The sequence below is a fragment of the Chloroflexota bacterium genome, assembly GCA_020161265.1.
Classification (GTDB): domain Bacteria; phylum Chloroflexota; class Chloroflexia; order Chloroflexales; family Herpetosiphonaceae; genus Herpetosiphon.
Genome location: JAIUOC010000003.1, coordinates 184851 through 206652 on the forward strand (window position 1 = coordinate 184851; position 21802 = coordinate 206652).

Annotated in this window: 17 protein-coding genes; 9 read left to right on the forward strand and 8 right to left on the reverse strand. The window is 50.8% G+C overall.

What is annotated here, in order from left to right:
* The first annotated feature begins 69 nt into the window (after nt 1-69).
* The 4 genes from LCH85_08050 (at nt 70) to LCH85_08065 (ending at nt 6190) form a co-directional block, all read left to right on the forward strand.
* Entirely contained in the window at nt 70-1932 is a 1863-nt protein-coding gene (locus LCH85_08050) for an immune inhibitor A (GenBank protein MCA0351937.1), read from the forward strand.
* 43 nt (nt 1933-1975) lie between these two features.
* Nucleotides 1976-3649, forward strand: a complete 1674-nt coding sequence (locus LCH85_08055) for a PAS domain-containing protein (protein ID MCA0351938.1) — start codon at nt 1976-1978, stop codon at nt 3647-3649.
* A 15-nt stretch (nt 3650-3664) separates the two neighbouring features.
* Nucleotides 3665-4666, forward strand: a complete 1002-nt coding sequence (locus LCH85_08060; GenBank protein ID MCA0351939.1) for an SEC-C domain-containing protein — start codon at nt 3665-3667, stop codon at nt 4664-4666.
* A gap of 138 nt (nt 4667-4804) precedes the next feature.
* Nucleotides 4805-6190, forward strand: a complete 1386-nt coding sequence (locus LCH85_08065; GenBank protein MCA0351940.1) for a LuxR C-terminal-related transcriptional regulator — start codon at nt 4805-4807, stop codon at nt 6188-6190.
* On the opposite strand, the gene LCH85_08070 is transcribed toward LCH85_08065, so the two are convergent.
* Nucleotides 6191-6925, reverse strand: a complete 735-nt coding sequence (locus LCH85_08070) for a metallophosphatase family protein (GenBank protein MCA0351941.1) — start codon at nt 6923-6925, stop codon at nt 6191-6193. It lies immediately after the preceding gene.
* Nucleotides 6926-7112: 187 nt separating this feature from the next.
* On the opposite strand from LCH85_08070, the gene LCH85_08075 reads away from it, so the two are divergent.
* The 4 genes from LCH85_08075 to LCH85_08090 all read left to right on the forward strand — a co-directional run bounded on the left by LCH85_08075 (nt 7113) and on the right by LCH85_08090 (nt 13047).
* Nucleotides 7113-8669, forward strand: a complete 1557-nt coding sequence (locus LCH85_08075) for a GerMN domain-containing protein (GenBank protein ID MCA0351942.1) — start codon at nt 7113-7115, stop codon at nt 8667-8669.
* A gap of 224 nt (nt 8670-8893) precedes the next feature.
* Nucleotides 8894-11014, forward strand: coding sequence for an RNA-binding transcriptional accessory protein (locus LCH85_08080; protein MCA0351943.1), 2121 nt, complete (start codon nt 8894-8896; stop codon nt 11012-11014).
* Between the two features lie 83 nt (nt 11015-11097).
* Nucleotides 11098-12075, forward strand: coding sequence for a deoxyhypusine synthase family protein (locus LCH85_08085; protein ID MCA0351944.1), 978 nt, complete (start codon nt 11098-11100; stop codon nt 12073-12075).
* Between the two features lie 747 nt (nt 12076-12822).
* Nucleotides 12823-13047 (forward strand): hypothetical protein, encoded by a 225-nt coding sequence (locus LCH85_08090; GenBank protein MCA0351945.1) that lies wholly within the window; start codon nt 12823-12825, stop codon nt 13045-13047.
* Nucleotides 13048-13102: 55 nt separating this feature from the next.
* Here the strand turns inward: LCH85_08090 and LCH85_08095 are convergent, their stop codons facing one another.
* From LCH85_08095 to LCH85_08115, 5 genes are all read right to left on the reverse strand, one after another.
* Entirely contained in the window at nt 13103-14731 is a 1629-nt protein-coding gene (locus LCH85_08095; GenBank protein MCA0351946.1) for a long-chain fatty acid--CoA ligase, read from the reverse strand.
* Between the two features lie 414 nt (nt 14732-15145).
* On the reverse strand, nt 15146-16150 hold the full coding sequence (locus tag LCH85_08100) for a DUF4938 domain-containing protein (protein MCA0351947.1): 1005 nt from the start codon (nt 16148-16150) through the stop codon (nt 15146-15148).
* 56 nt (nt 16151-16206) lie between these two features.
* A complete protein-coding gene (locus tag LCH85_08105; protein ID MCA0351948.1) occupies nt 16207-17241 on the reverse strand; it encodes a zinc-binding dehydrogenase in 1035 nt (344 codons plus the stop codon).
* A gap of 236 nt (nt 17242-17477) precedes the next feature.
* Complete coding sequence (locus LCH85_08110; GenBank protein ID MCA0351949.1) at nt 17478-18869, reverse strand: hypothetical protein; 1392 nt, start codon at nt 18867-18869, stop codon at nt 17478-17480.
* A gap of 202 nt (nt 18870-19071) precedes the next feature.
* On the reverse strand, nt 19072-19413 hold the full coding sequence (locus tag LCH85_08115; protein ID MCA0351950.1) for an ATP-dependent Clp protease adaptor ClpS: 342 nt from the start codon (nt 19411-19413) through the stop codon (nt 19072-19074).
* Between the two features lie 36 nt (nt 19414-19449).
* Here LCH85_08115 and aat point away from each other — a divergent pair, with 36 nt between their 5' ends.
* Nucleotides 19450-20025, forward strand: coding sequence for a leucyl/phenylalanyl-tRNA--protein transferase (gene aat, locus LCH85_08120; protein ID MCA0351951.1), 576 nt, complete (start codon nt 19450-19452; stop codon nt 20023-20025).
* A gap of 24 nt (nt 20026-20049) precedes the next feature.
* Here aat and LCH85_08125 read toward each other — a convergent pair whose 3' ends face one another.
* Both LCH85_08125 and LCH85_08130 read right to left on the reverse strand, forming a co-directional pair.
* The gene (locus LCH85_08125) at nt 20050-20976 is read right to left on the reverse strand and encodes an NAD-dependent epimerase/dehydratase family protein (GenBank protein MCA0351952.1); all 927 of its coding nucleotides are present in this window, start codon (nt 20974-20976) and stop codon (nt 20050-20052) included.
* Between the two features lie 79 nt (nt 20977-21055).
* Nucleotides 21056-21754, reverse strand: a complete 699-nt coding sequence (locus tag LCH85_08130) for a TetR/AcrR family transcriptional regulator (protein MCA0351953.1) — start codon at nt 21752-21754, stop codon at nt 21056-21058.
* Between the last annotated feature and the right edge of the window lie 48 nt (nt 21755-21802).

Genomic DNA, 21802 nt, shown 5'->3' on the forward strand with positions numbered 1-21802 from the left:
GGCAATATATGCCATGTCTACCAAGGTTCTGTGCTATCCTGATAGCAAAATTGCGATAAGGATAATGGTATGTGTCGCTGGCGAATCTGCCTTTTGCTCTGGATGTTGGTGGGTTGTAGCGCAACCGCACCGGCAACCAGCACCCAAATTCCAATTCAACCAAGCTTGCCAACTCCAGCTCAAACTCTCAGCCCGACTCAAGCATTGGCCACAAGCATCCCAATAATTGCCGACGAAGCGGCGGTGGAACGAGCCAGCCAACAAGGGCTTGAGCGCGATTTAGCCCAACTTGCCGTTGATTGGCGCTTGATTAGCGAAAAACCTCAACCATTGCGTTTGGAAATGCCCCCACCATACGAGCGCCGCAGCTTTTGGGTTACCGATTTAACCAGCAATCAACAGCGCAATATCAGTGCCACCCTTCAACTCAGCACCACCCACTTATTAATTTATGTCGCCGATGATTTGCCGGTTGAGCAACAAGCGCTGATTAATGCTGCTCAGCAATTCGAACAGGTTGGTTGGCCCTTACTAGCCAAATGGTATCCCCAACAAGCTTGGCCCCAAGTGCCCGTAACGGTCTTGAATGCTGCGGTCAGTGGGGCGGGCGGCTATTACGCCAGCGATAACGAATTGCCCCAAGCGATCAATCCATATTCCAACGAACGCGAAATGTTGGTGATTAACGCTGCGGCCATGCCACCCAGCGATTTTGGCTATGTCGCCACGTTAATTCACGAAATGCAGCATCTGTTACATCGGAATGTGCTAAGCCACCCCGCCACTTGGCTCAACGAAGGCGCTTCGATGTTGAGCGAAGATCGTTCAGGCTATGGCAACGATAGCTTGGCACTCGATTTTCTGGCCTCACCGGATACCCAACTCAATGCATGGGCCAGCAGCCCTGGCACCGCGCTCAAACATTATGGCGCGGCTCAGCTGTTCCTCGGTTACCTTGATCAGCAACTCGACGGCTTGCCGATGGGAACCTTGGCGGCAGCTGATGCTGGCGATAATTTGACCAGCATTACCAGTTTGATGGCTACCCGCTACCCTGATTTAACCAGCTTTGATCAGCTGTTTGCGGCATGGGCGGTTGCCAATTTGGTGAATGATCCAAATATGGCTGATGGCCGTTATGGCTATGATCTACCCCGCACTGTGTTGCCAGAGCCAGCTCAGGGCAGTGAGCAAAACCTGAGCATTCAGCAATTTGGTAGCGATTATTTGGCCTTTGATAGCTCTAGCAGCGAACGCACGCTCGAATGGCAGGGCAACAACACAGTGCCTATTTTCGCCGCCGATGTGACAAGTAGCGCCACATGGTGGAGCGGTCGCGGTGATGCGCGGGTCAGCACGCTCACCACAGCAATTCAAGTGCCCAGCACGGGCAGCAGCCTAAGCTATCAACGGTGGTTTGATTTAGAGCAAGATTATGATTATGCCTATCTCAGCCTCTCGCAAGATAACGGCCAAACATGGCAAGCAATTGCGACCCAAGCCAGCACTGGAGCCAATCCGGTTGGCTTAAATATTGGGGCTGGCTGGACAGGCCAACAAGCCACCTGGCAAGCAGAAAGCGTTGATCTTGGGCCATGGGCGGGCCAACAAATTCAATTGCGATTTTGGGTTATCAACGATGAAGCGTATAATGCTGCTGGTTTAGCCTTGAGCGATCTGACAATCGATGGGGTAACGGCTGAATGGGTTGGGGCTGGTTTTGTGCCAGTTCGTAATCAATTGGCACAGCGTTGGGTGCTCACGGCGGTGCTCTATGATCAAGCTGGAGTTGCTGAAGTTGTCTCAATTCCAACCGATAATGGCCAGGCGCGTTGGCTGATTCCGGCCAATCGGCGAGCGGTTTTGGTGGTTAATGCCACAACTCAAGGTACAACCGAAGCAGCCAATTACAGCTATAACGTCACACCGTAGTATAATTGGGCAGCCCTAGCTTAGATGGATTGAGGATTGGCTCATGACTGAAAGCGTCGCAATTACTGAGCAGCCTAGTCAAACAGCTGCAATAACTATCCCACGTTCGCCCTTAAGTCGGTTGTTGTTGCCAATTGCCTTGGTGGTGTTGGCGCTTGGTGCAGGGCTGGCAGCGTGGAGCGGACTTAATTTTGGCCCGCAAACGATGCTGATCGGGGCGATTGCCGGCGGAGTTGGCGCACTGGCCGCCTTGGTTGGCCTAATTGCTGGCCTGCGTCGGCGCTTGCCCTTGAGTGGTTGGGCCTTAATCGTTGGCACGCTCAGCATTGCTTTGGGCGCAACCATGGTCTTCCCTGAACAACGCGAATTGGCGATTATTAGCGCTGCCCTGCCGGTTTTGTGTGCCGCGCTGACCTTGCGCCCCTTGCACACTGCTATTGTTACGGTTGTTAGTTTAGCGAGTTTATGGGCCGCCGCCTATTTTGCCGCCGCCGAACCAAGCACCAACCAGTTAATTCAATGGAGCTTGCTCAGTGCCTTTGTGCTCGTGATCAGCATTTTTGCCTTGGTTTGTAGCGCAGCGCTCCGAGCGTTCGATCGCCAGCAAACTGTCGGTCATGAATCAACCACCCAACTCAACAAGCAACTTGGCGAAGAGCAAGAGCGGGTCGAACGCGCTGCCCAAATGTTGGTGCAAGAGCGCGATCGGCTGGCGGCAGTGCTGGGCGCAGCGAGCGATGGCGTGGTGTTGGCCGATAGCAATGGCATCATTTTGCAGGCCAATGCTGCTGCCCGCCAATTGTTGAATGAAGCGTTTGGCGGCACACTCGAAGGCCAAGCGCTCAACCAGTGGAGCCAAGAAAACACAGGCCGTTTGCGGGTGATCAGCAACGAACGTGAAGGCGAACGCCAACGCGTGGTTTTTGAGCAACAACAAGGCACACGCAAACCCGTGATTGGTCTCAACCAAGTGCCAATTCGCAGTAGCGCAGGCAGTGTGTTGGGCTATGTTGGGGTTTTCCACGATAAAACCACCGAATTAGAAGTTGAAGAAATGCGTTCGCAATTGCTCGATTTCCTCGTGCAAGATATGCATGATCCGCTGAATTCGGTGTTGGCAGCCCAAGATACCTTGTTGGCTGGCGATTTGGGCGATGGCAATGAGCGGGTTTTATCGACCGCTCGCCGCACAACCTCGCGCTTGGTTGAGCTAACCAATACCCTGATGGAAATGAGCCGTTTGCATGGCGACCCCAACAGCCTGCATCGTTTGGCTAACCCATTGCGCCCATTGATCGAAGGCAGCATCGCCCAATCAACACCGCAAGCCCAACAACGGGCAATCAACTTGGTGTTGGAGTATGGCGCTGATAGTGGTGGCCTCGCCTTCGATGCCGATAAGATGCGGCGGGTGATGAGCCACTTGCTTGATAATGCTTTGCGTCGCAGCCCAGCGTATAGCACGGTGCGGGTGCAAGTCAGCAACACGGGCGGCAATGCCCAAGTACGGATCGCCGACCAAGGCCCAAGTATTCCGGTTGAACTAGCAGGCCGCATTTTTGATCGCTTCAGCAAGCAGGTTGGCGAACAACGCATCGGCGGGGTTGGCCTAGCCTATTGCAAACAGGTGATTGAGGCTCATGGTGGCCGAATTTGGGTTGATAGCACGCCTGGCAAAGGCAGTACCTTTATCTTTAGCATGCCCTCAGCAGCATAATCTAGGAGTAGTTCCATGGCAAAAGTAGGCCGCAACGACCCATGCCCATGTGGCAGTGGCAAAAAATATAAGCAATGTCATGAAGCAGCTGACCGTGCCCAGGAAGACCAGTTACGCTTATTACGCCGTGCCCAAGATCGGTTGTTTCCTAAATTGATCGAGGCCACCCAAAGCGAAGAATTAGCTCCTAGCACGCCTACTCTGTTTGAGCAATATTGGGGCGGGCGCTACACTGCCGCCGATATGAGCGAGCTTGATGAGCTGGAAGATCGTGGCTCAGAGCGCTTTTTGACTTGGCTGGCCTTCGATGCCCAAAGTGGCGACGATGGCTCAACCTTGGTCGAACGGATCGCCGCTAATCCGCCAGCTGAGCTTGAGCTTGACGAACATGAACTGAATTTATTACCAACTTGGGCTGGCATTCGCTTGCGCCCTTATCTGATTACAGAAATTATCAAGGGCAAAGGCGCGTTGATTCAAGAGGTTTTGACCAAAGAAACCTTTACCTTGCGTGACCATGCTGCCGCCAAGCGCTTGGAAGAAAATGAGCTGATTTTTGCCCACCTTGTGCCAGTTGGCGAAGAATACTACATTGCTGGCGCAGCGGCTCAAACCACGCCCGACACGGTAGAGAAACTTAGTGAATTCTTGGCAGTTAGCTTGGAAGATTGGCAATTGCGCAATCCTGAAGCTGATCTGAATCAGTTTGTGCGTGAAAATAGCTACCTGTTCAATCATTTTATCTCAGTGTTGCCACGCGAAGAAAAAGAACCATCGAAGTTTGACGATTTGATGCTGCGTGGCCGCACCGCCTTGCTGATGACCAAACAATCGCTTGGTTTGGGCGGAGCTGATGACGATGACGATGATGAAGATACTGATGACGATGATAGTGATGAATTTGACGACGATCAGGCTGATGATGATCAAGTTGATGATGAATTTGATGACGCTGAGCAACCTGATGATGATCAAACCGAAGCGCTAACCGATTCAGACCAACAGCCAACCAAATAACGCTGGCACGTCATTTAATCAGGGGTAGGAATGAGCCTAGGCCGCATTCCACCCCTGATTGTTGATTAAACCTTTGACTTTGCTGCGGCGTTCAGCTACCATGCAATGGATGGAGAATTGGCTCAGGAATTGAGGAATATGTCTGATCAATCACCACTCAGCGAGCGTGAAATCGAGGTCTTGCGCCAGCTCGCGCTGGGGGCAAGCAATAACGAAATTGCCAATACGCTGGTCATCAGCCCCAATACAGTCAAAGTGCATATTCGCAATATCTACGCCAAGCTGGGGGTGTTATCACGGGCTGAGGCGACACTTGAGGCTGTACGGCGCGGCCTGATCGAGGTTTTGAATACCCCAAATCCAGTGCCTGAGCCTGAGAGCATTCCTGAGAGCGAGCCGCTCGTCAGTATTCCAATTGATGAGCCAATCGCGCCTGAACCAATGCAGCTTCCCAGCACAACGCAGCCGATCACAACCTCAGTGCCCGATCCGATTACCCCAGTGATCACCCAACCAACCAATCAAATTACAATTCCCCGAGCCTATGCTTTGGCGATTTTGGGTGTGCTATTTGGGCTGATTGTAGCGGTTGTGGCAATTGGCTGGTTTGTCGTGCGCGGCAACATCACGCCAACTACCCAGCCTGCGACAACGCTTGTGAGCAATGTGTGGCAACCACTGACCGCGCTGCCAGAGCCAACCTACCAACATGCCGGGGTTTTTCTAGCCGATAGTTTGATTGTAATTGGCGGCAACACTGATACTGGCGTGGTGGCGCATACTCGTCAATTGAATTTGGCGACGGGGGCGTGGCGTGAGTTGGCGACCAAACCAACGGCGGTGGCCTCTAGTGGTGCAGTGCAGATTGCTGGCCAAATTTATGTAGCAGGTGGCCGCGATAAAAATGGTGCTGCTAGCAATATTTTAGAGATTTTTGACCTAGCCCAAAATCGTTGGCAAACAGGCCCAGCCATGCCTGCCCCACGCGCCAATGCCATGATTGCCGCGATCGATGGCAAAGTTTATGTGTTTGGCGGCGAGAACGAGGGGATCATCGCCGATACCAGCTTTATTTATAGCCCTGATACCCAAAGCTGGAGCCAAGGCCCAGCCATACCATTGGCCTTGCGTGATGCAGCTATCGCCCAAAGTGGCGGCGATGTTGTATTGATCGGCGGCCAAACCTCAACTGGCCCCAGCCTTGGAACCTGGCGTTTGCAAACTGGCACATGGCAAAAATTAACCGATCTGCCAGCCCCACGGATTGACGCTGGCGCGGTTTATATCACCAATCAGATCTATTTGGTGGGTGGAGCTGAGGGCGACCAAGCTATTTTGGTATTGCAAAACAATATCTGGAATGCAACCGATTTGCGCACCGGCCATGCTGTCAGCGAACACCTCGTGCTTTCAAACGCTCGGGATATTTATAGCATTGGTGGCTGGAATGGCACGAATGCGCTCGCTGAAACCCGCAGTTGGACTCCGATTACCAATATCTTTTTGCCAAGTGTGGGCAAATAGCTACATGCCAAAACTCAAACGGGCTGCCAAAATATTGGGCAAGCCATGTTCAAGCATCAAGGTTTGGGTACGCCGAATATTGTAAGTTGTGCGATGGAAGCTGACCGTTTGTTGCTCATCGTCATAAATTGCCCAACCAGAGCGAGCATCGCCATCGCGGGGTTGACCAACCCCACCAGCATTGATGATATAGCGTTTATCGGGTTGCAGCTTGAGCACCAATTGATCAGTCGGAATCGTCGCAGTGCAATGATCGCCAAGCATATCAGCAGTAAAAATTACTGGCTGATGAGTATGGCCCACAAAGCAAATCGGTGTGCTAAAATGATCAAACGAATAGGTTGCTCCCACGGTATCGAGTAAATATTCCCAAACCGGGTCGCGTGGGCTACCGTGTGCCAAGGTAACCATATCATTAACCTGTTGCATCGGGCTGAGGCTCAGCAAAAACTCGCGATGCTCCTCGGTTAATTGCAAGCCATTCCATTCGTTGGCAATCCGCGCATCACGATTAAAATTGGTCAAGGGAATAGTGCCAAGGCAACCAAGGTCGTGATTGCCGACCAACATCGCTTGCTGGCGTTCACGCATGAGCGCAACACATTCATTTGGTTGAGGCCCATAACCAACCGTATCACCCAAACACCAAACCGAATCGACCTCGCCTGCTGCTCCAAGAACAGCTTCCAGTGCGGCTAAGTTAGCATGAATATCAGCAAGAACCAGAACCCGCATGTGTTACCTTTCTGCAATCAAGCGCTGTTTCTGTGGCAAGGGTTGGTAGAGTATAATGGCGGTCAGAAGCCTTTGTTGAGCTTGAACGAGGAACGTCGTGGAACCAGTGCATCACTGCCCATATGTGGGCCTTAAACAAAATCGTGCGATTCGTTTCGCGAGTCCTACGCCGGAGCACCGCTGCTACATGACCGGAGAGGCTCACGACATCCCAGTGCCCCAAGCCTCGTTTTGCCTAAGCAGCAACCATGTGCGTTGCCCATTATATGCAGGTGAAGATCTGCCGATTGCGCAGGTTGTCAGCACGCCTACGCCAGTTGCGGTGGGTGGTTGGCGCGGCTGGCTGGCTGGTTTATCAACCCGCGATCGCCGCATTTATGCCACCTTGGTGGGCCTACTTGGCTTAATTATTGTGGCCTATGCGATTAGCGGCGTTGTTTTATTTAGCAACCCCGATACTCCAGCCATCCCTAGCGCTACCTCGCAAGTGCTTCAGCCAACATCCGATAGCCCAACATTAACGGTCTCACCATCGCCAAATGCCTTTGCCACAGCAGCGGTTCGTCAAACTCAAACAGCCGAAGTTATTGCTCAAACCACTACCGTTACTCCCTCGGTCTCTGCTACGCCATCGGCTTCTGCAACCACTCAGGTGATTCTTGCATCGCCAACCTTTATTATTGTACCGCCAACTGAAGATGTGATTGTAGCCTCTGCTACTCCTAGCATTCCGTTTGCCACCGATCTGCCAACCTTCGAGCCAACCTTATCGCCAATTGCCACAACTGCCGTGCCAACCATTGAGCCAACCGTCGAACCGACAGTTGAGCCAACCGTTGAACCAACCATTGAGCCAACCGTCGAACCGACAGTTGAGCCGACTGTCGAGCCAACGCCTGAACCGATCCCTGAGCCAACTGCTCAGCCGACGGAGGAAACTGGCGGTCGCGAGGTTAATCAATTAACCTTGTTTTTTGCCGATAGCACTGGCCAAGTGTTAGTGCCAGTCTCGCGCCAGATTGCCGCAACTCGTCAGCCACGGACTGCCGCAATCCAACAGTTAATTCAAGGTGCACGTAGCGATTTGCGTAGTTTGTTGCCCAGCGATACTCAATTACTTGGGCTACGCTTGAACAACGGTATTGCTAGCGCTAATTTTAACCGTATCCCGACGTTTGGCAATTCAAGCCTAGAAGATTTAGGCTTGCGTTCAATTGTGTTGGCCTTGACTGAGCAACCAGAGATTACGCAGGTGCAAATTCAAGTCCAAGGCCAGAATTTGGGTGGCTTGCGCTATCGTCCCAATGTCAACCCCGATAATCCGCAGGGTTTAAGTGGTCAGTTTAACACAACTTCGTTCTTGCCGTTATATTTTCAGCAAAGTAGTGGCCGTTGGGTGCGGGTGATGCGGCTTGTGCCAAGCACCAAAACTGAGGCCCGTGCTACCGTTGATGAACTTATTCGCGGCGCTGGCCGCTATAGTCATGTTGTTAGTAGTGCCATTCCGAGCACCAGCCAAGTGCGACGTTTGGTGATTGTTGATGGGGTTGCCCAGCTTGATCTTAGCGCTGAATTCAGCCAAACCAGCAATCCGCGTGCGGCAGTTGATGCCTTAGTATTGGCATTAACTTCGTTCAGCAGTGTGCAACAGGTGCAGATTACGGTCGAAGGCCAAGCGCTCAGCAATATTTGGGGCGTAACATTCAGCAATCCCTTCGTTCGCCCACAACTCAACCCTGAATAGGATTAATTGGGGATCGGTTGTTGGGGGTTGGGGATCGGGAGAAGGATGAAGGATGAGGGATGAGGGATGAAATTTAACCACAAGGAATCCCAAGTACACGAATTAAAATCGTTGAATGTTTGAATTGCCACTAAAATCGAATAGAACGATCAATCCCCACTTCGTGTTCTTCGTGCTCTTCGTGGTTAAAACATTCGTTTAGTTTAGCTAGATTGAGAATTTCCATGGATTATGCCTATTTAATTGCCAAAAGCTTGACGGTGCGTGCCGAGCAAGTTACCGCTGCGATTCAATTATTCGATGCAGGCAATACTTTGCCGTTCGTCGCCCGCTATCGCAAAGAGCAAACTGGTGGCTTGGATGAGGAACAATTACGCAGCATCCAAAGCCAAATTGCCCGTTTACGCGAGCTTGATGAACGGCGCGAGGCAATTTTGAGTGCTCTGCGCGAGCAAGGCAATTTGAGCGATGAATTAGCTCAAGCCTTGGCCGCCGCTACTGATAAAACCACCCTCGAAGATTTGTATGCGCCTTTCAAGCCCAAACGGCGTACCCGCGCCAGCATTGCCCGCGAACGTGGCCTCGAAGGCTTGGCTGACATTATCCAAATGCAGCCGAATGACCCGATTGATGCCACCGCTCGCCAGTTTCTCAACGAACAGGTTACCAGCATTGAAGAGGCCTTGGCGGGAGCACGCGATATTGTGGCCGAGCAGATCAGCGATCATCCTGAGGTGCGCCGTCAAACTCGCGAACGGGCTTTGCGTTGGGGCGTAGTTCGCAGCGAGTTAATCGCCGATGCCGAGGATAGCAAGGGCGTATATCAAACCTACTATCAATTTGAGAGCACGGCCAGCCGCCTCAAGCCCTACCAAGTGCTTGCGCTCAATCGCGGCGAAACCGAACATATTTTGCGCTTCAAAATTCAGATGGATCAACGTGATTGGTTTGATGTAGTTGCCAAATATTTTCCGCTTGATCAGCGTTCAGCCTGGGCCGAGCAACTGCGTTTGGCAATTCACGATGGTGCTGAGCGTTTGCTCTTGCCAGCCATCGAGCGCGATGTGCGCCGCGCCCTGACTGAGCAAGCCGAAAGCCATGCGATCACCGTCTTTGCCAAGAATGTGCATTCGTTGTTGTTGCAAGCACCAATCGCCAACAATGTGGTGCTCGGGCTTGATCCAGGCTACCGCACTGGTTGCAAAGTAGCGATTATCGGCCAAACTGGCAATGTGCTCACGACTGCCACAATTTATCCCCATAGCGGCGCGGCAGCGCGTGAACGGGCTTTTCAAGAATTGCAAACGTTGATCAAACGCTATACCGTTAGTTTGATTGCGATTGGCAATGGCACAGCCTCGCGCGAAACTGAGCAATTAGTCGCCGATGTGATTCGCCACCAAACTGGCTTGCACTATTTGATTGTCAGCGAAGCTGGAGCCAGTGTTTATAGCGCCAGCAGCCTTGCCCGTAGCGAATTGCCTGATCTCGATGTCAGCTTGCGCGGCGCGGTTTCGATTGCGCGGCGGGTGCAAGACCCTTTGGCCGAGTTGGTCAAAATCGAGCCAAAAGCAATTGGCGTGGGCATGTATCAACATGATGTTGATCAATCGGCCTTGGGCAATGCGCTTGATGGGGTGGTTGAGAGCGCAGTTAATAATGTTGGGGTTGATGTCAACACCGCCTCGCCTGCACTTTTACGCTATGTTGCGGGGATTGGCCCCAAACTTTCGGCTCAAATTGTCAGCCATCGCGAGGAAAATGGCCCATTTCGTTCACGCCAAGCACTCAAAAAGGTCAAAGGGCTTGGGCCAAAAGCCTTTGAACAAGCCGCTGGATTTTTGCGGATTCGCGATGGCGATGAAGCTTTGGATGCCAGTGCGATTCACCCCGAAAGTTATACGGTTACCCGTAATTTGCTGGCCAAGCTGAATATTAACGCCAAAACAGGCCGCAACGAACGGATCAAACGCTTGGAAGATTTGAAAAATCAGCCATTGCATAGCCTTGCGGCGGAATTGGGCACAGGCGTACCAACCCTGAGCGATATTATTGATCAACTGCTACGGCCAGGCCGCGACCCACGCGAGGATGTGCCAGCACCAATTTTGCGCAGCGATGTGCTGGCGTTTGAAGATTTGCAGCCAGGCATGCAGCTCAAAGGCACGGTGCGCAATGTCGTCGATTGGGGCGCATTTATCGATTTGGGGGTTAAGCACGATGGCTTATTGCACCGTTCGCAAATTCCCCGTGGCCTGAGTCTGAGTGTTGGCGATATTGTTGATGTTAGCATTCAATCAATCGACCCAGATCGCAAACGGATTGCCTTAGTTTTAGCGCAATAAGCCTCAGCCTGCGGTACAATAGACGGCGGCGCTGGCTTGATCTAGCGCCTTAAGATTTGCTTTATCAACAAAAGAGGTAGCTTGTGAGCACGACTCCTATTAGCGATTTTTTGCGCCATAACTTTCGCCACTTCAACGCGGCAGCCATGATCGATGCCAGCGATGCCTATGTGCGCCACCTTGAAAACAACGGCAAAATGATGATTACCCTTGCTGGCGCGATGAGCACCGCCGAATTGGGAATCTCGTTGGCCGAAATGATTCGCCAAGATAAAGTGCAAATTATTTCGTGTACCGGAGCCAACCTCGAAGAAGATTTATTCAACTTAGTGGCTCACGATTACTACGAACGGGTGCCGCATTATCGCGATTTAACGCCCGATGATGAAGCTGCACTGTTGGCTCGCCATATGAATCGGGTCACCGACACCTGTATTCCCGAAGAAGAAGCCATGCGCCGCTTGGAACGCGCCTTGGTCGATGAATGGACAGCGGCTGATGCAGCAGGCGAGCGCTATTTCCCCCACGAATTTCTCTATCGAATTTTGCGCAAAGGCGTTTTAGAAGAATATTTCCAAATCGATATTAAAGATTCGTGGATGTACGCCGCGATGGAGAAAAACCTGCCAATCATCGTGCCAGGCTGGGAAGATTCAACGACTGGCAATATGTATGCAGCTCACTGTATCCAAGGCGAAATCAAGAATATTCACACTGTGCGGACTGGGATCGAATATATGGCCTATTTGGCCGAATGGTATATCGAAATCAGCAAAACTCATTCAATTGGCTTCTATCAAATTGGCGGCGGCATTGCTGGCGACTTCCCAATTTGTGTTGTGCCAATGTTGCACCAAGATATGCAAATGGGCAACGTGCCAGTGTGGGGCTATTTTTGCCAAATCAGTGACTCAACGACCAGCTACGGCTCTTATTCAGGCGCAGTGCCCAACGAAAAAATCACCTGGGGCAAATTAGAACCAACCACGCCTAAATTTATTGTCGAATCCGATGCTTCAATTGTTGCACCATTGATGTTTGCTTTGATTTTGGGGCAATAAACAGAACATAGAGCATAGAGCATAGAACATACATTATTAACCGCGAAGAGGATATGGCTATAGGCTATGGGCTATTGGAAGATTGGTTGAAATTGCAAATGATCCGATAGCCTATAGCCAACGTGCTCTGATCCTCTGTGTTAATGATGATCTCTGACCCCTGACCCTTAGCCCCTAACCTTACCTTCGTGCCTCTTTGTGCCCTTGGTGGATCAAATTTGGCTCCTCACCCTAAATCCCCCTCATTAGTAGCCTAAAATTCCTACTCATATATACATAGCCATGGATCGATATTTGCTTGCTTTGATCGAGGTGATAGCGATCGTTGGCAAGCTAACCATTATGCTTGGGGGCAAATCGTCGCTAGCGTGTTGGCAATCTCATACCGAAAGCTCTCACCGTTGCCAACATTGTGCCAAGTGCCTGCAATGTGCGAGGCAGTGGTTGATCTGCCCCAAGAAAATAATTGGGAAAGTGCGGCATAGATTTATCCTTGGAATGGTTGACGTTAGCCTAGACCAACCAGTAACTACTGTTAGCGCAATGTTAAAAAGTAGCATAAAGCATATTTTCTAGGAACGTTGGCCATTATCAAAACGTTCTACTTACAACGAAAGCACATTGGGTAAATTAGTTGGTTAACTTGAAATTGTACTCTAAAACCATAGTCCTTCTGGTTGAGAAAACGTTTCCAACCATCAGGGGAGTAAAGGTGAATAGCACTCACGAAAGGGTAGTAGTAAACAAATGAGCATGGTAATTGAAACTCAAACATATACAATCAAAATTTCGCCTAATACCGATGAGCATAGCATCTCGATTGTGCGCTCGGATGGAATTGAGGCTACCTGTTATCAACTAAACGAGGTTATTACGGTTGTCGAAGTGCTGGGTGGGCGTGGCTGGTGGCAGCAACATCAAACCCAAGTTCGTAGCCTCCTCGAAGCATGTTTTGGGGAAACAGTCTGTTAAACCCCAACCAATAGATCAACAGGGCGGATGTTGCATCCGCCCTGTTTTTGTTTAATTAGCCTAATTCGCCGTTGGCATAACGTGCTCGCAGCACTTTTTTATCAAATTTACCCACACTGGTTTTAGGAATTTCGCTCAGAAATACAACTCGTTCAGGTAGCCAGAATTTAGCCACCAACGGCTCAAGGTACTCCAAGAGTTCGCTTGGTTCAACCTCGCCTGCATCTTTGGTCAGCACCACACAGGCCAACGGGCGCTCGCTCCAACGCTCATCGGGAATCGCAATCACCGCCGCTTCAGTCACTTTGGCATGGCCCATCAAGGTGTTTTCCAGCTCAACCGATGAGATCCATTCGCCGCCGCTCTTGACCAAATCTTTGGTGCGATCGGTAATGCCCAAATAGCCTTCGTGGTTGATCGTGGCTACGTCGCCCGTGCGAAACCAACCATCGGCGGTAAAATGCTCAGCGGTCGGCTCAACTTTGTAATAACCAGCGGTAACCCATGGGCCACGCGCCTGCAACTCGCCGACCGTTGTACCATCCCACGGCAATTCCTCACCAGCATCATTGACGATCCGCAATTCGACTCCGCCGATTGGATAACCCTGTTTGGCGCGTAAATCCCAGCGTTCATGGTCGCTTAGTTGGCGATGTTGCGGTTGTAGGCTGGAAATTGTGCCCAAGGGCGAAAGCTCGGTCATGCCCCAAGCATGCAGCACTGGTACGCCGAAATCGCGTTCGTAGGCTTCGATCAAGCCGCGTGGCATGGCTGCACCGCCAACGGCCAAACAGCGCACATGCGAAAAATCACGAGGATTGGCCCGTAATTCTTGATACATCGCCGTCCAAATGGTCGGCACACCAGCAGGGAAGGTAATTTTTTCGTCAGCAATCAAATCGGCCAAGGCCACTGGATTCAAGTGCAAGCCAGGCATTACCAAATCTGCGCCAGCGAACATGGCCGAGTAGGGCAAGCCCCACGCCATCGCATGAAACTGAGGCACAACCGGCATCACAATATCATCGGGAGTAAAGGCCAAGGCCGTGGCTTGATTTTCGCCCATCGTGTGCAAATAGAGCGAACGATGGCTATATAACACGCCTTTGGGATTGCCGGTTGTGCCGCTGGTATAGCACAAGCCCATGGCTTGGCGCTCGTCAGTTACCGGCCAGTCGAATTCAGCCTCGACTTGGGCCATCAAATCTTCGTAATGCAACACATTCGGGAAGGGTGTTTCGATCCCAGGTTGGGCATTGATCAAAACGATGGTTTCGACGGCAGGAATATTATCGGCAAGCTTGGAGAACAACGGCAGCAAGGTTGCATCAACAAAAATCACCTTATCTTCGGCATGATTGATGATATAGGCCAGTTGCTCAGTTGAAAGCCGAATATTCAAGGTATGGCAGACCGCACCAGCACAAGGAATTGCATAGTAAAGCTCAAGATGTTGGTAATTGTTCCAAGCAAACGTGCCAACGCGATCACCTTGGTTGATGCCAAGTTTGTGTAGCACATTGCCTAAGCGCTTCACACGGTGGTAGAGATCAGCGAACGAATAGCGGTGGAGTGAGCCATCAGGTTGCTTAGTTGTCACGCGTTTGTGGGGGTAGAGCTTATAAGCGTGGTCGAGCAACCGATCAACGGTCAGCGGATAGTCCATCATCAGGCCACGTAGCATTGCAATGCCTCCTTGCACTCCAAAACGGGGGCTGGCTCTCAGCTATCGATTTGCGCCATCATACCATAGAGCATAGAACATAGAGCATAGAACATATAAGGGATGAGGGATGAGGGATGAGGGATGAGGGATGAGGGATGAGGGATGAGGGATGAGGGATGAGGGATGAGGGATGAGGGATGAGGGATGAGGGATGAGGGATGAGGGATGAGGGATGAAATTTAACGCGGCGGAGCAAAGGGTGAGGCTATAGGCTAGCGGAGCGTGGTTAAAATCCTAACATTGGTTCCGCTAGCCAAACGTCAATAGCCAAGAGCCTCAGCTTCGTGAGCTTCGTGCCCTTCGTGGATCAAAAACAACATTCCAATAGCCCATAGCCCATAGCCTATTGCTACTGAACCTAGCTTAATCGCGTTAATCAAATGCTCCAGCGTCGAGCAATTGTTGCAATTGATTGACGACTAAGGCCAATAAGGGTTGTTGAATGCTAGCTGGTTCGTGGGTGCGTTGTAGTTGCACAACTGGGGCCGCCGTGCGCCGCGCCAATCCAGCAGTACGTTGATCGTCGGCAAGTAAAACGGTGTTGCCCAATTCGTCGGCGGTTAGGGCTGGCAACCCCGCTGCCAAGGCTTGGGCTTCAGGCAAATTGTTAATGCCCAGCACCACCCCAATACTACAGCGATTAAAGGCTAAACCACGTTCGACCGCATCAAGATGATCCAAGGCAACCACAAACAACTCGGCGTTGGGCTGGAGAAATGCTTGGCGCACGCTAGCAAAATCGCCTTTGGCAATATGCACTACCTGTTGCCAGCCAGCCGCAGTTAACCCTTGGGCAATCTGGGCTGCTGCTACTTCGGCTCCAACTCCCCCAATCGCAATTAATGGCACACTGCGAATCTGCTCCCATGGCGGGTTAATAGCAAAGCCAAGGCTGAGTTGAGCAGGGTCGAACTGCCAACCACCGCTGCCTGTGCCGATTTGCAACATACCATCGCCAACCGCGATCACTGGTAGCACCCGCCCTTGAGCTTCGGCCCGTAATTGCAACAACGGCAGCACCGGATCGATCCGCATGCGTTGGCGACGCAGATCAAACAAGGCATCGTCGTGATTCCAATCTTCGTCTTGGCGTTCGGCGGCTAGGATATCTTCGACGGCATGCTGCAAAATGGCTGCGCCAAGCTGGGGATGATTGCAGGTAAAACTCAAACTTAATTGCCATTGATCATCAACTGGCTCGATTTTCATGCGTAAATAGCCGATGATCAAACCAACTGCTTGGGCCCAGGTTTTGATCTGCCGCCCGATTTCATCGCGCAGATCGTGGCTAACTTGCAAGGTTGCAGCAACCCCAGCTTGAGGGTAATAGATGTTTGGGCCTTCTAAAACGCGAACATGTTCGATTGTGATTGCCATGAATTAATTGCTCCAAGCCTTGACCCCTTGCTCGTTTGCTTGGGTTTGGCTGTATTCTAGGGTATTGCGATCACGACTTTGCCAAATTGCTCGGCTGATTCAAGATAGCGTTGGGCTGCTTGAATTTCGCTCAGTGGAAACACCTTGTCAATTAATGGTTGAAAACGACGTTCCCAAAATACTAAGCGCATAATCGTGTTAAATTCACGATTATTGGCCATGGTCGAACCAATCAGGTTAAATTGTCGCCAAAAAAGTTTACGAATATCGATATTGACGATTGGGCCTGTAGTTGCGCCATAGGTTACCACTGTGCCACCTTTGGCGACACTGCGCAACGAGCTTTCCCATGTAGCTGCACCCACATTCTCCAATACTACGTCAACTCCACGTTTGTTGGTTTGTTTCCAAATATCGCGGCCCCAATCGCCATCTGATCGTACCACGTAATCGGCCCCTAATGTTTTGGCCCGCGCTAGTTTTTCGGGCGAACGCGAGGCAGCATAGACCGTTGCTCCGGCATAACGGGCAATTTGAATTGCAGCACTAGCCACGCCGCCACCAGCCCCCAAAATCAGCACACTTTGGCCTGCCCGTAACTGAGCTTGCCCAATCAATGCTCGCCAAGCGGTCATCCAAACCAATGGCACAGCGGCAGCTTGCTCAAACGAATAATCATCAGGAATGGCATAGAGATTGCGGGCTGGCACAACGATATATTGAGCCAAGCCACCAGTTTGGTGCTCGCCGATTACCCCATAGCGATCGCATAAGGTTTCTTCGCCAGCAATGCAATATTCGCATGTGCCACACCAAATATTGGGATTGACGACCACGTGCTGGCCTTCGCTCCAACCAGTTACGCCCTCGCCGATTGCCGCAATTTCGCCAGCAATATCGCAGCCACCGATATGCGGCATGCTCAAGGTTAGGCCAGGCAAGCCCTCGCGCACAAACAGATCAAGGTGGTTTAGGGCAGCGGCGCGTATTCGCACCAAAACTTCATCTGGCCCAGCTACTGGCTCTGCTAGCTCACCATATTCTAAAACTTCTAGCCCACCGTGTTGGCGAAAAAATCCTGCCTTCATCATAGCGTTCAAGCCTCCTTGCTCAAAACAATGGCTATAGTGTAATGGATGTTGGCAGGATTTTTGAGCCACGAAGTGCATGCGGAATGAAACCACGAAGAACGCGAAGGACACGAAGGGCAAGGGGGCAGGATTCAGGGGCTAGGGATCATCTGTGTATGATCTCGCCCAACCATGACCTGACCCCTGATCGCAGGCCCCTGAATCCTACAAATGCTCTATGTTTCTGTATTAACGCCTCAACTTCTATGTTCTAGGTTTAGATTGATATCAGCAGGCGTGAGATACAACTGCGCTTTGCCTTGGCTTAGGCTGGCAATCGCTTCTTGGCGACGCAAAATATTGAAAATTGCTAGTTTTTCGCTGATTGGCAATTCGGCTCCCAGCCCTTGGATAAAGGCATGAACCCGTTCGGCTTCGGCTAGACCTTGGGTTTCAGCTTCGGCTTGGGCGATGCGGCGTTGCAATTCAAGCAAACGGCTACGAGTTTCTTGAGCGACGATTTCGCCTTCGAGCTGTTTGACCTTGATTTCGTTTTCGCTCTCTTGTTTTTGCAAGCGATTGAGCCGATTGGTGGTTTCTTGAATAATTTCTTGGAGTACGCGCTGGGTGTTGGCATCTTTGCAGGTAATTGAGCGCACTTCGACTGAATGTAATTTCACGCCACGTTCAGCATAAAAACCATCTTCGGGCACAATCACCGCATCACGCACGATGCTGTTGAAATTGGCCAAAAAGCGTTCAAGACTAGTTTGTGAAACTGCTTGGATAATTGCACTACGAGCATGAGCGCAAATATCGCCTGGTGCATCATCGGTGCTGACAATCATGGCCTCAACATCGGCCAACTGCCAGAAAAATGTAATATCGATCATAATTTCGACATTATCTTGGGTGCGGGCCTCGAAGGCATACCACATAAATTTTGGCCGAATATCTAAATGAGTAATGATCAAATTACGTTTATCTTTGTGCAAGCCCGACGACCAGCGAAAGGTTACCAAATCGGTGTAGGGTTCGAGGAAGAATGAACGATCGCGTTGGCTACCACGCCGAAACTGATAGCGCCCATCACGATCCTTAATCACCACAACTTCATGATTTTCGAGCAAAATTCGTTGACGATGCTCAATCACCTCTTGTTCGGCAGTGGGGATAAACACTTGGGGCGTGGTAATCAGGTTTAATTGGCCGTCGGTGGTGCTACGGACTAATACCGCGTGATGTTCATCGATATTATAGCCAGCCTCGATATTGCCAATTTGGCTTTCGTTGGGCTGGAGATAAATGCTTTGTTCGCCGCGCTCAACTCGCAACTGCCCCGTGCTGCGATCTAAAATTCGTACATATTGATTTTTCTTGAGCGGGAGTGCTTGTTGGGTTGTGCCGATTTCTTCGTAGGCAGTTGGAAAGAACAGTTGGGGACCGCGCTCAAGGCGTTCTTGGCCTGTCAGCGAATCAGTGACATAGACATATTCGGTTGGCCCAAGCACCAACCCACTGCGCCGCGTGATGCGCTCGAACGGTCGGGCAGTGTAACGGCGTGGCCCGTTGACCGTCCAGCGGCGACTAAGACTCTCAACCAATAATTGCTCATCGGCCTGAACGTAATAGATCCAAGGAATAATCATGGTGTCCTCCACTGCGATGCTAAGGCTAGCATACACCGTGGCCGTGACAAATGCTATGACATTTAAAACAAGGATGAGGGATGAATTATGAAGGATGAATGGGAGTTGCCAGCGATTAGGGGTCAGAGGTAAGTTGATTGAAACCTCATCAAATAGTCAGAGTTGCTTCCAATCACCTAATCCCTGACCCCTGACCCCTTGGTTAAAAATCTGGCTCCAAAAAAAGCACCAGCGGAAATCCCATATCGCGGGCGCGGCTTTGGGCGCTGTAAACGCGGGCACTAGCCTCTTTGAAGGGCAAAATTGTGACCAAGGCATGGCCTTTGACATGGGCTTCGATCATTATCCTTTTGGCTTGTTCAAACGATTGTTCAAAGACTTTTTCCAAAACCCACACGACCACTTCCATGGGCGTGATATCATCGTTTTGCAAAATAACCCGATAGGGCTTTTCCAGTTCCTCATCGCTGAGCGTGATAAAATCTAGCTCGACATCAGTTGTTGTTTGTGGTTCGGCGGTTGCGACATCCCGTCGTGTATTCATTGGTTGGTTGACCTCACTTTTTGGAGACATGATAGCATGACCAAGCGACTCTCACCACAATTATTAATTTATGGCTATGCCCAAGGGATCTTTCCGATGGATGAGGATGGGCAGATCTATTGGTATGATCCTGATCCACGGGCGATCATTCCAATTGACGAACGTTTTCATGTAGCCAATTCCTTGCAGCGCACAATTCGCCGCCAAACCTTTGAAATTCGTTTTGATACCGCCTTTCGCGAAACGATGCAGGCCTGTGCTGAACGCGATGAAACTTGGATCAGCCAAGAATTTATTGAGATCTATAGTCAATTGCATGCTGGTGGTTTGGCCCATAGTGTCGAGGCTTGGCAGGATGGCGAAATGGTTGGTGGGTTGTATGGGGTGGGTTTGGCGGGCTTATTTGCTGGTGAAAGTATGTGGAGCAAAGCCCGCGATGCCAGTAAAGTGGCTTTGGTGGCCTTGGTCGAACGCTTGCGGGCTGGTGGTTTTCAACTCCTTGACACCCAATTTATCACGCCGCATCTAGCAACCTTTGGAGCCTATGAAATTCCGCGAACTGAATATAAGCAATTATTGGCCAAGGCTTTGCAATGCAGCGCAACCTTTTGATCTGATTGCGCTGCCTGCTGAACGTTAATTGCGAAACCAATCGGCCATGGCTTTGATTCCCTGTTCGATTGGGGTTGCTTCAAGCCCAAAGGTTTTGGTAAATGCGCTGCTATCCATAACGAAGGGTGCTTGCCACTCGTACAGCATCTCAACGGTTTCGGCCAATTCTTTGATAAAGCGCCCAAGCAGCCAAACCATGGCGGTATTGACGGTGCGATAGCCAACAGGTTTGCCCAAAACTTTGGCCAAAATTGCTACAAACTCCTGTTGAGTTAATGCGGCAGGGCTGGGGGCATGCCACGGTCGGCCTAAACCACGCTCATCAGTGCCAAGGATTGCCAAGCTTGCCCCAATATCATTGACATAACTAAAGCTGTGCAGAACATCGGCTTTGCCCAGCAAATTAACTTTTTTGCCTTGCAAGGCTGGCTTAACCACCTGATCGCCCATTAATTGATATTCGGGGCCATAGAAATTGGAGGCCCGCACGCTGGTTGCGCGAATTTTGCCCTCCCGATGGGCGGCAAATAGTTGCTCGCTCAATTGCGCTCGTAATTTGCCCTTGCGGGTATGGGCGGCAAATGGTGTGGTTTCAGTCATTGGTTGGCCGTTGCTACGCCCATAGCCATATAAATTTTCCATCACCACCAATTTGGCCTTGCTTTGGGCCACCCCCTCGATCACCGCTGCTTGCATCGCCGGAAATTTGCTGGTCCATTCGTAGTAGGCTGGTTGGGCACATTGGTAAACGCTGGTGGCGGCCTGCGCTTGTTGGGCTACAAAGTGTTGATCATATATATCGCCAGCTAAGACTTCAACGCTCTCTGGCAGATGGCTGGCCTTGCCTGAACGATTGATCATCCGCACCTGTTTGCCGGCACTGACCAAACAGCGAGCGGTTGCCTTACCGATTGGGCCTGTGCCAAAAATAACGTGTAATTCACTTGTCATAATGCTTCCTTGCTAAATTTTGGCAACAGCAACCTAAGCCTCGTTGCCAAGGCTTATTGATTGTGCTGGCCAAATTGAATTAAGTTAGATCGTCAAAACCAAACGTATGCAGCATTTCGATCACACGATGGCGATAGAAAGCGTCGGCATTGCCAACATTCGAGCTAAGGTGTCCATACAATTCCAACATAATTAGGCCATGAATTTGTGTCCAAAGGGTCATAATCAGGTACATCGACTCTAACGACACAGGATAGCCATGTTCGGCAATCATGGCGTTCATATGCTCAGCACAAAATGCTGGAATCCGAAAATCGTTGAGGCTTGATTCACCGGCTTTGATCGCGAGATCGGCCAAGCGAACTGGCGTGATAAAGGTGCGAACCACCGCTGGCACCGTAATTTCGCGCGGCGCGTTATAGCCAGGAATTGGATTGCCATAGATCAATTGGAAGTCGATCGGATGGTCAAAGGCCCATTGGCGATAGGCCTCAAATACTGTCAACAAACGCCCAGCCTTGGTTTTTGTACGCGATTTAAGCCCAACAGCATCCAAGGTATCGGCCAAACTATTAAAACTATCGGCAATCAAGGTTGTAATCAGGTCTTCCAAATTAGCAAAATAGTGGTACAGGGCTGGTGGGCTAACCGATAGAACTTTGGCAATCCCACGAATTGATAAGCCAGCTGTGCCATGTTGCGCCATCAGTTGGCGGGCTGCTTGCTTAATTTGAACGATCGTTTCATCGTTGAGTGCTTGATTACGAGTCCGCGCCATTTCAAAACCTCTATAGATTTACAGTGTAAATCTATAAATAAATTTACA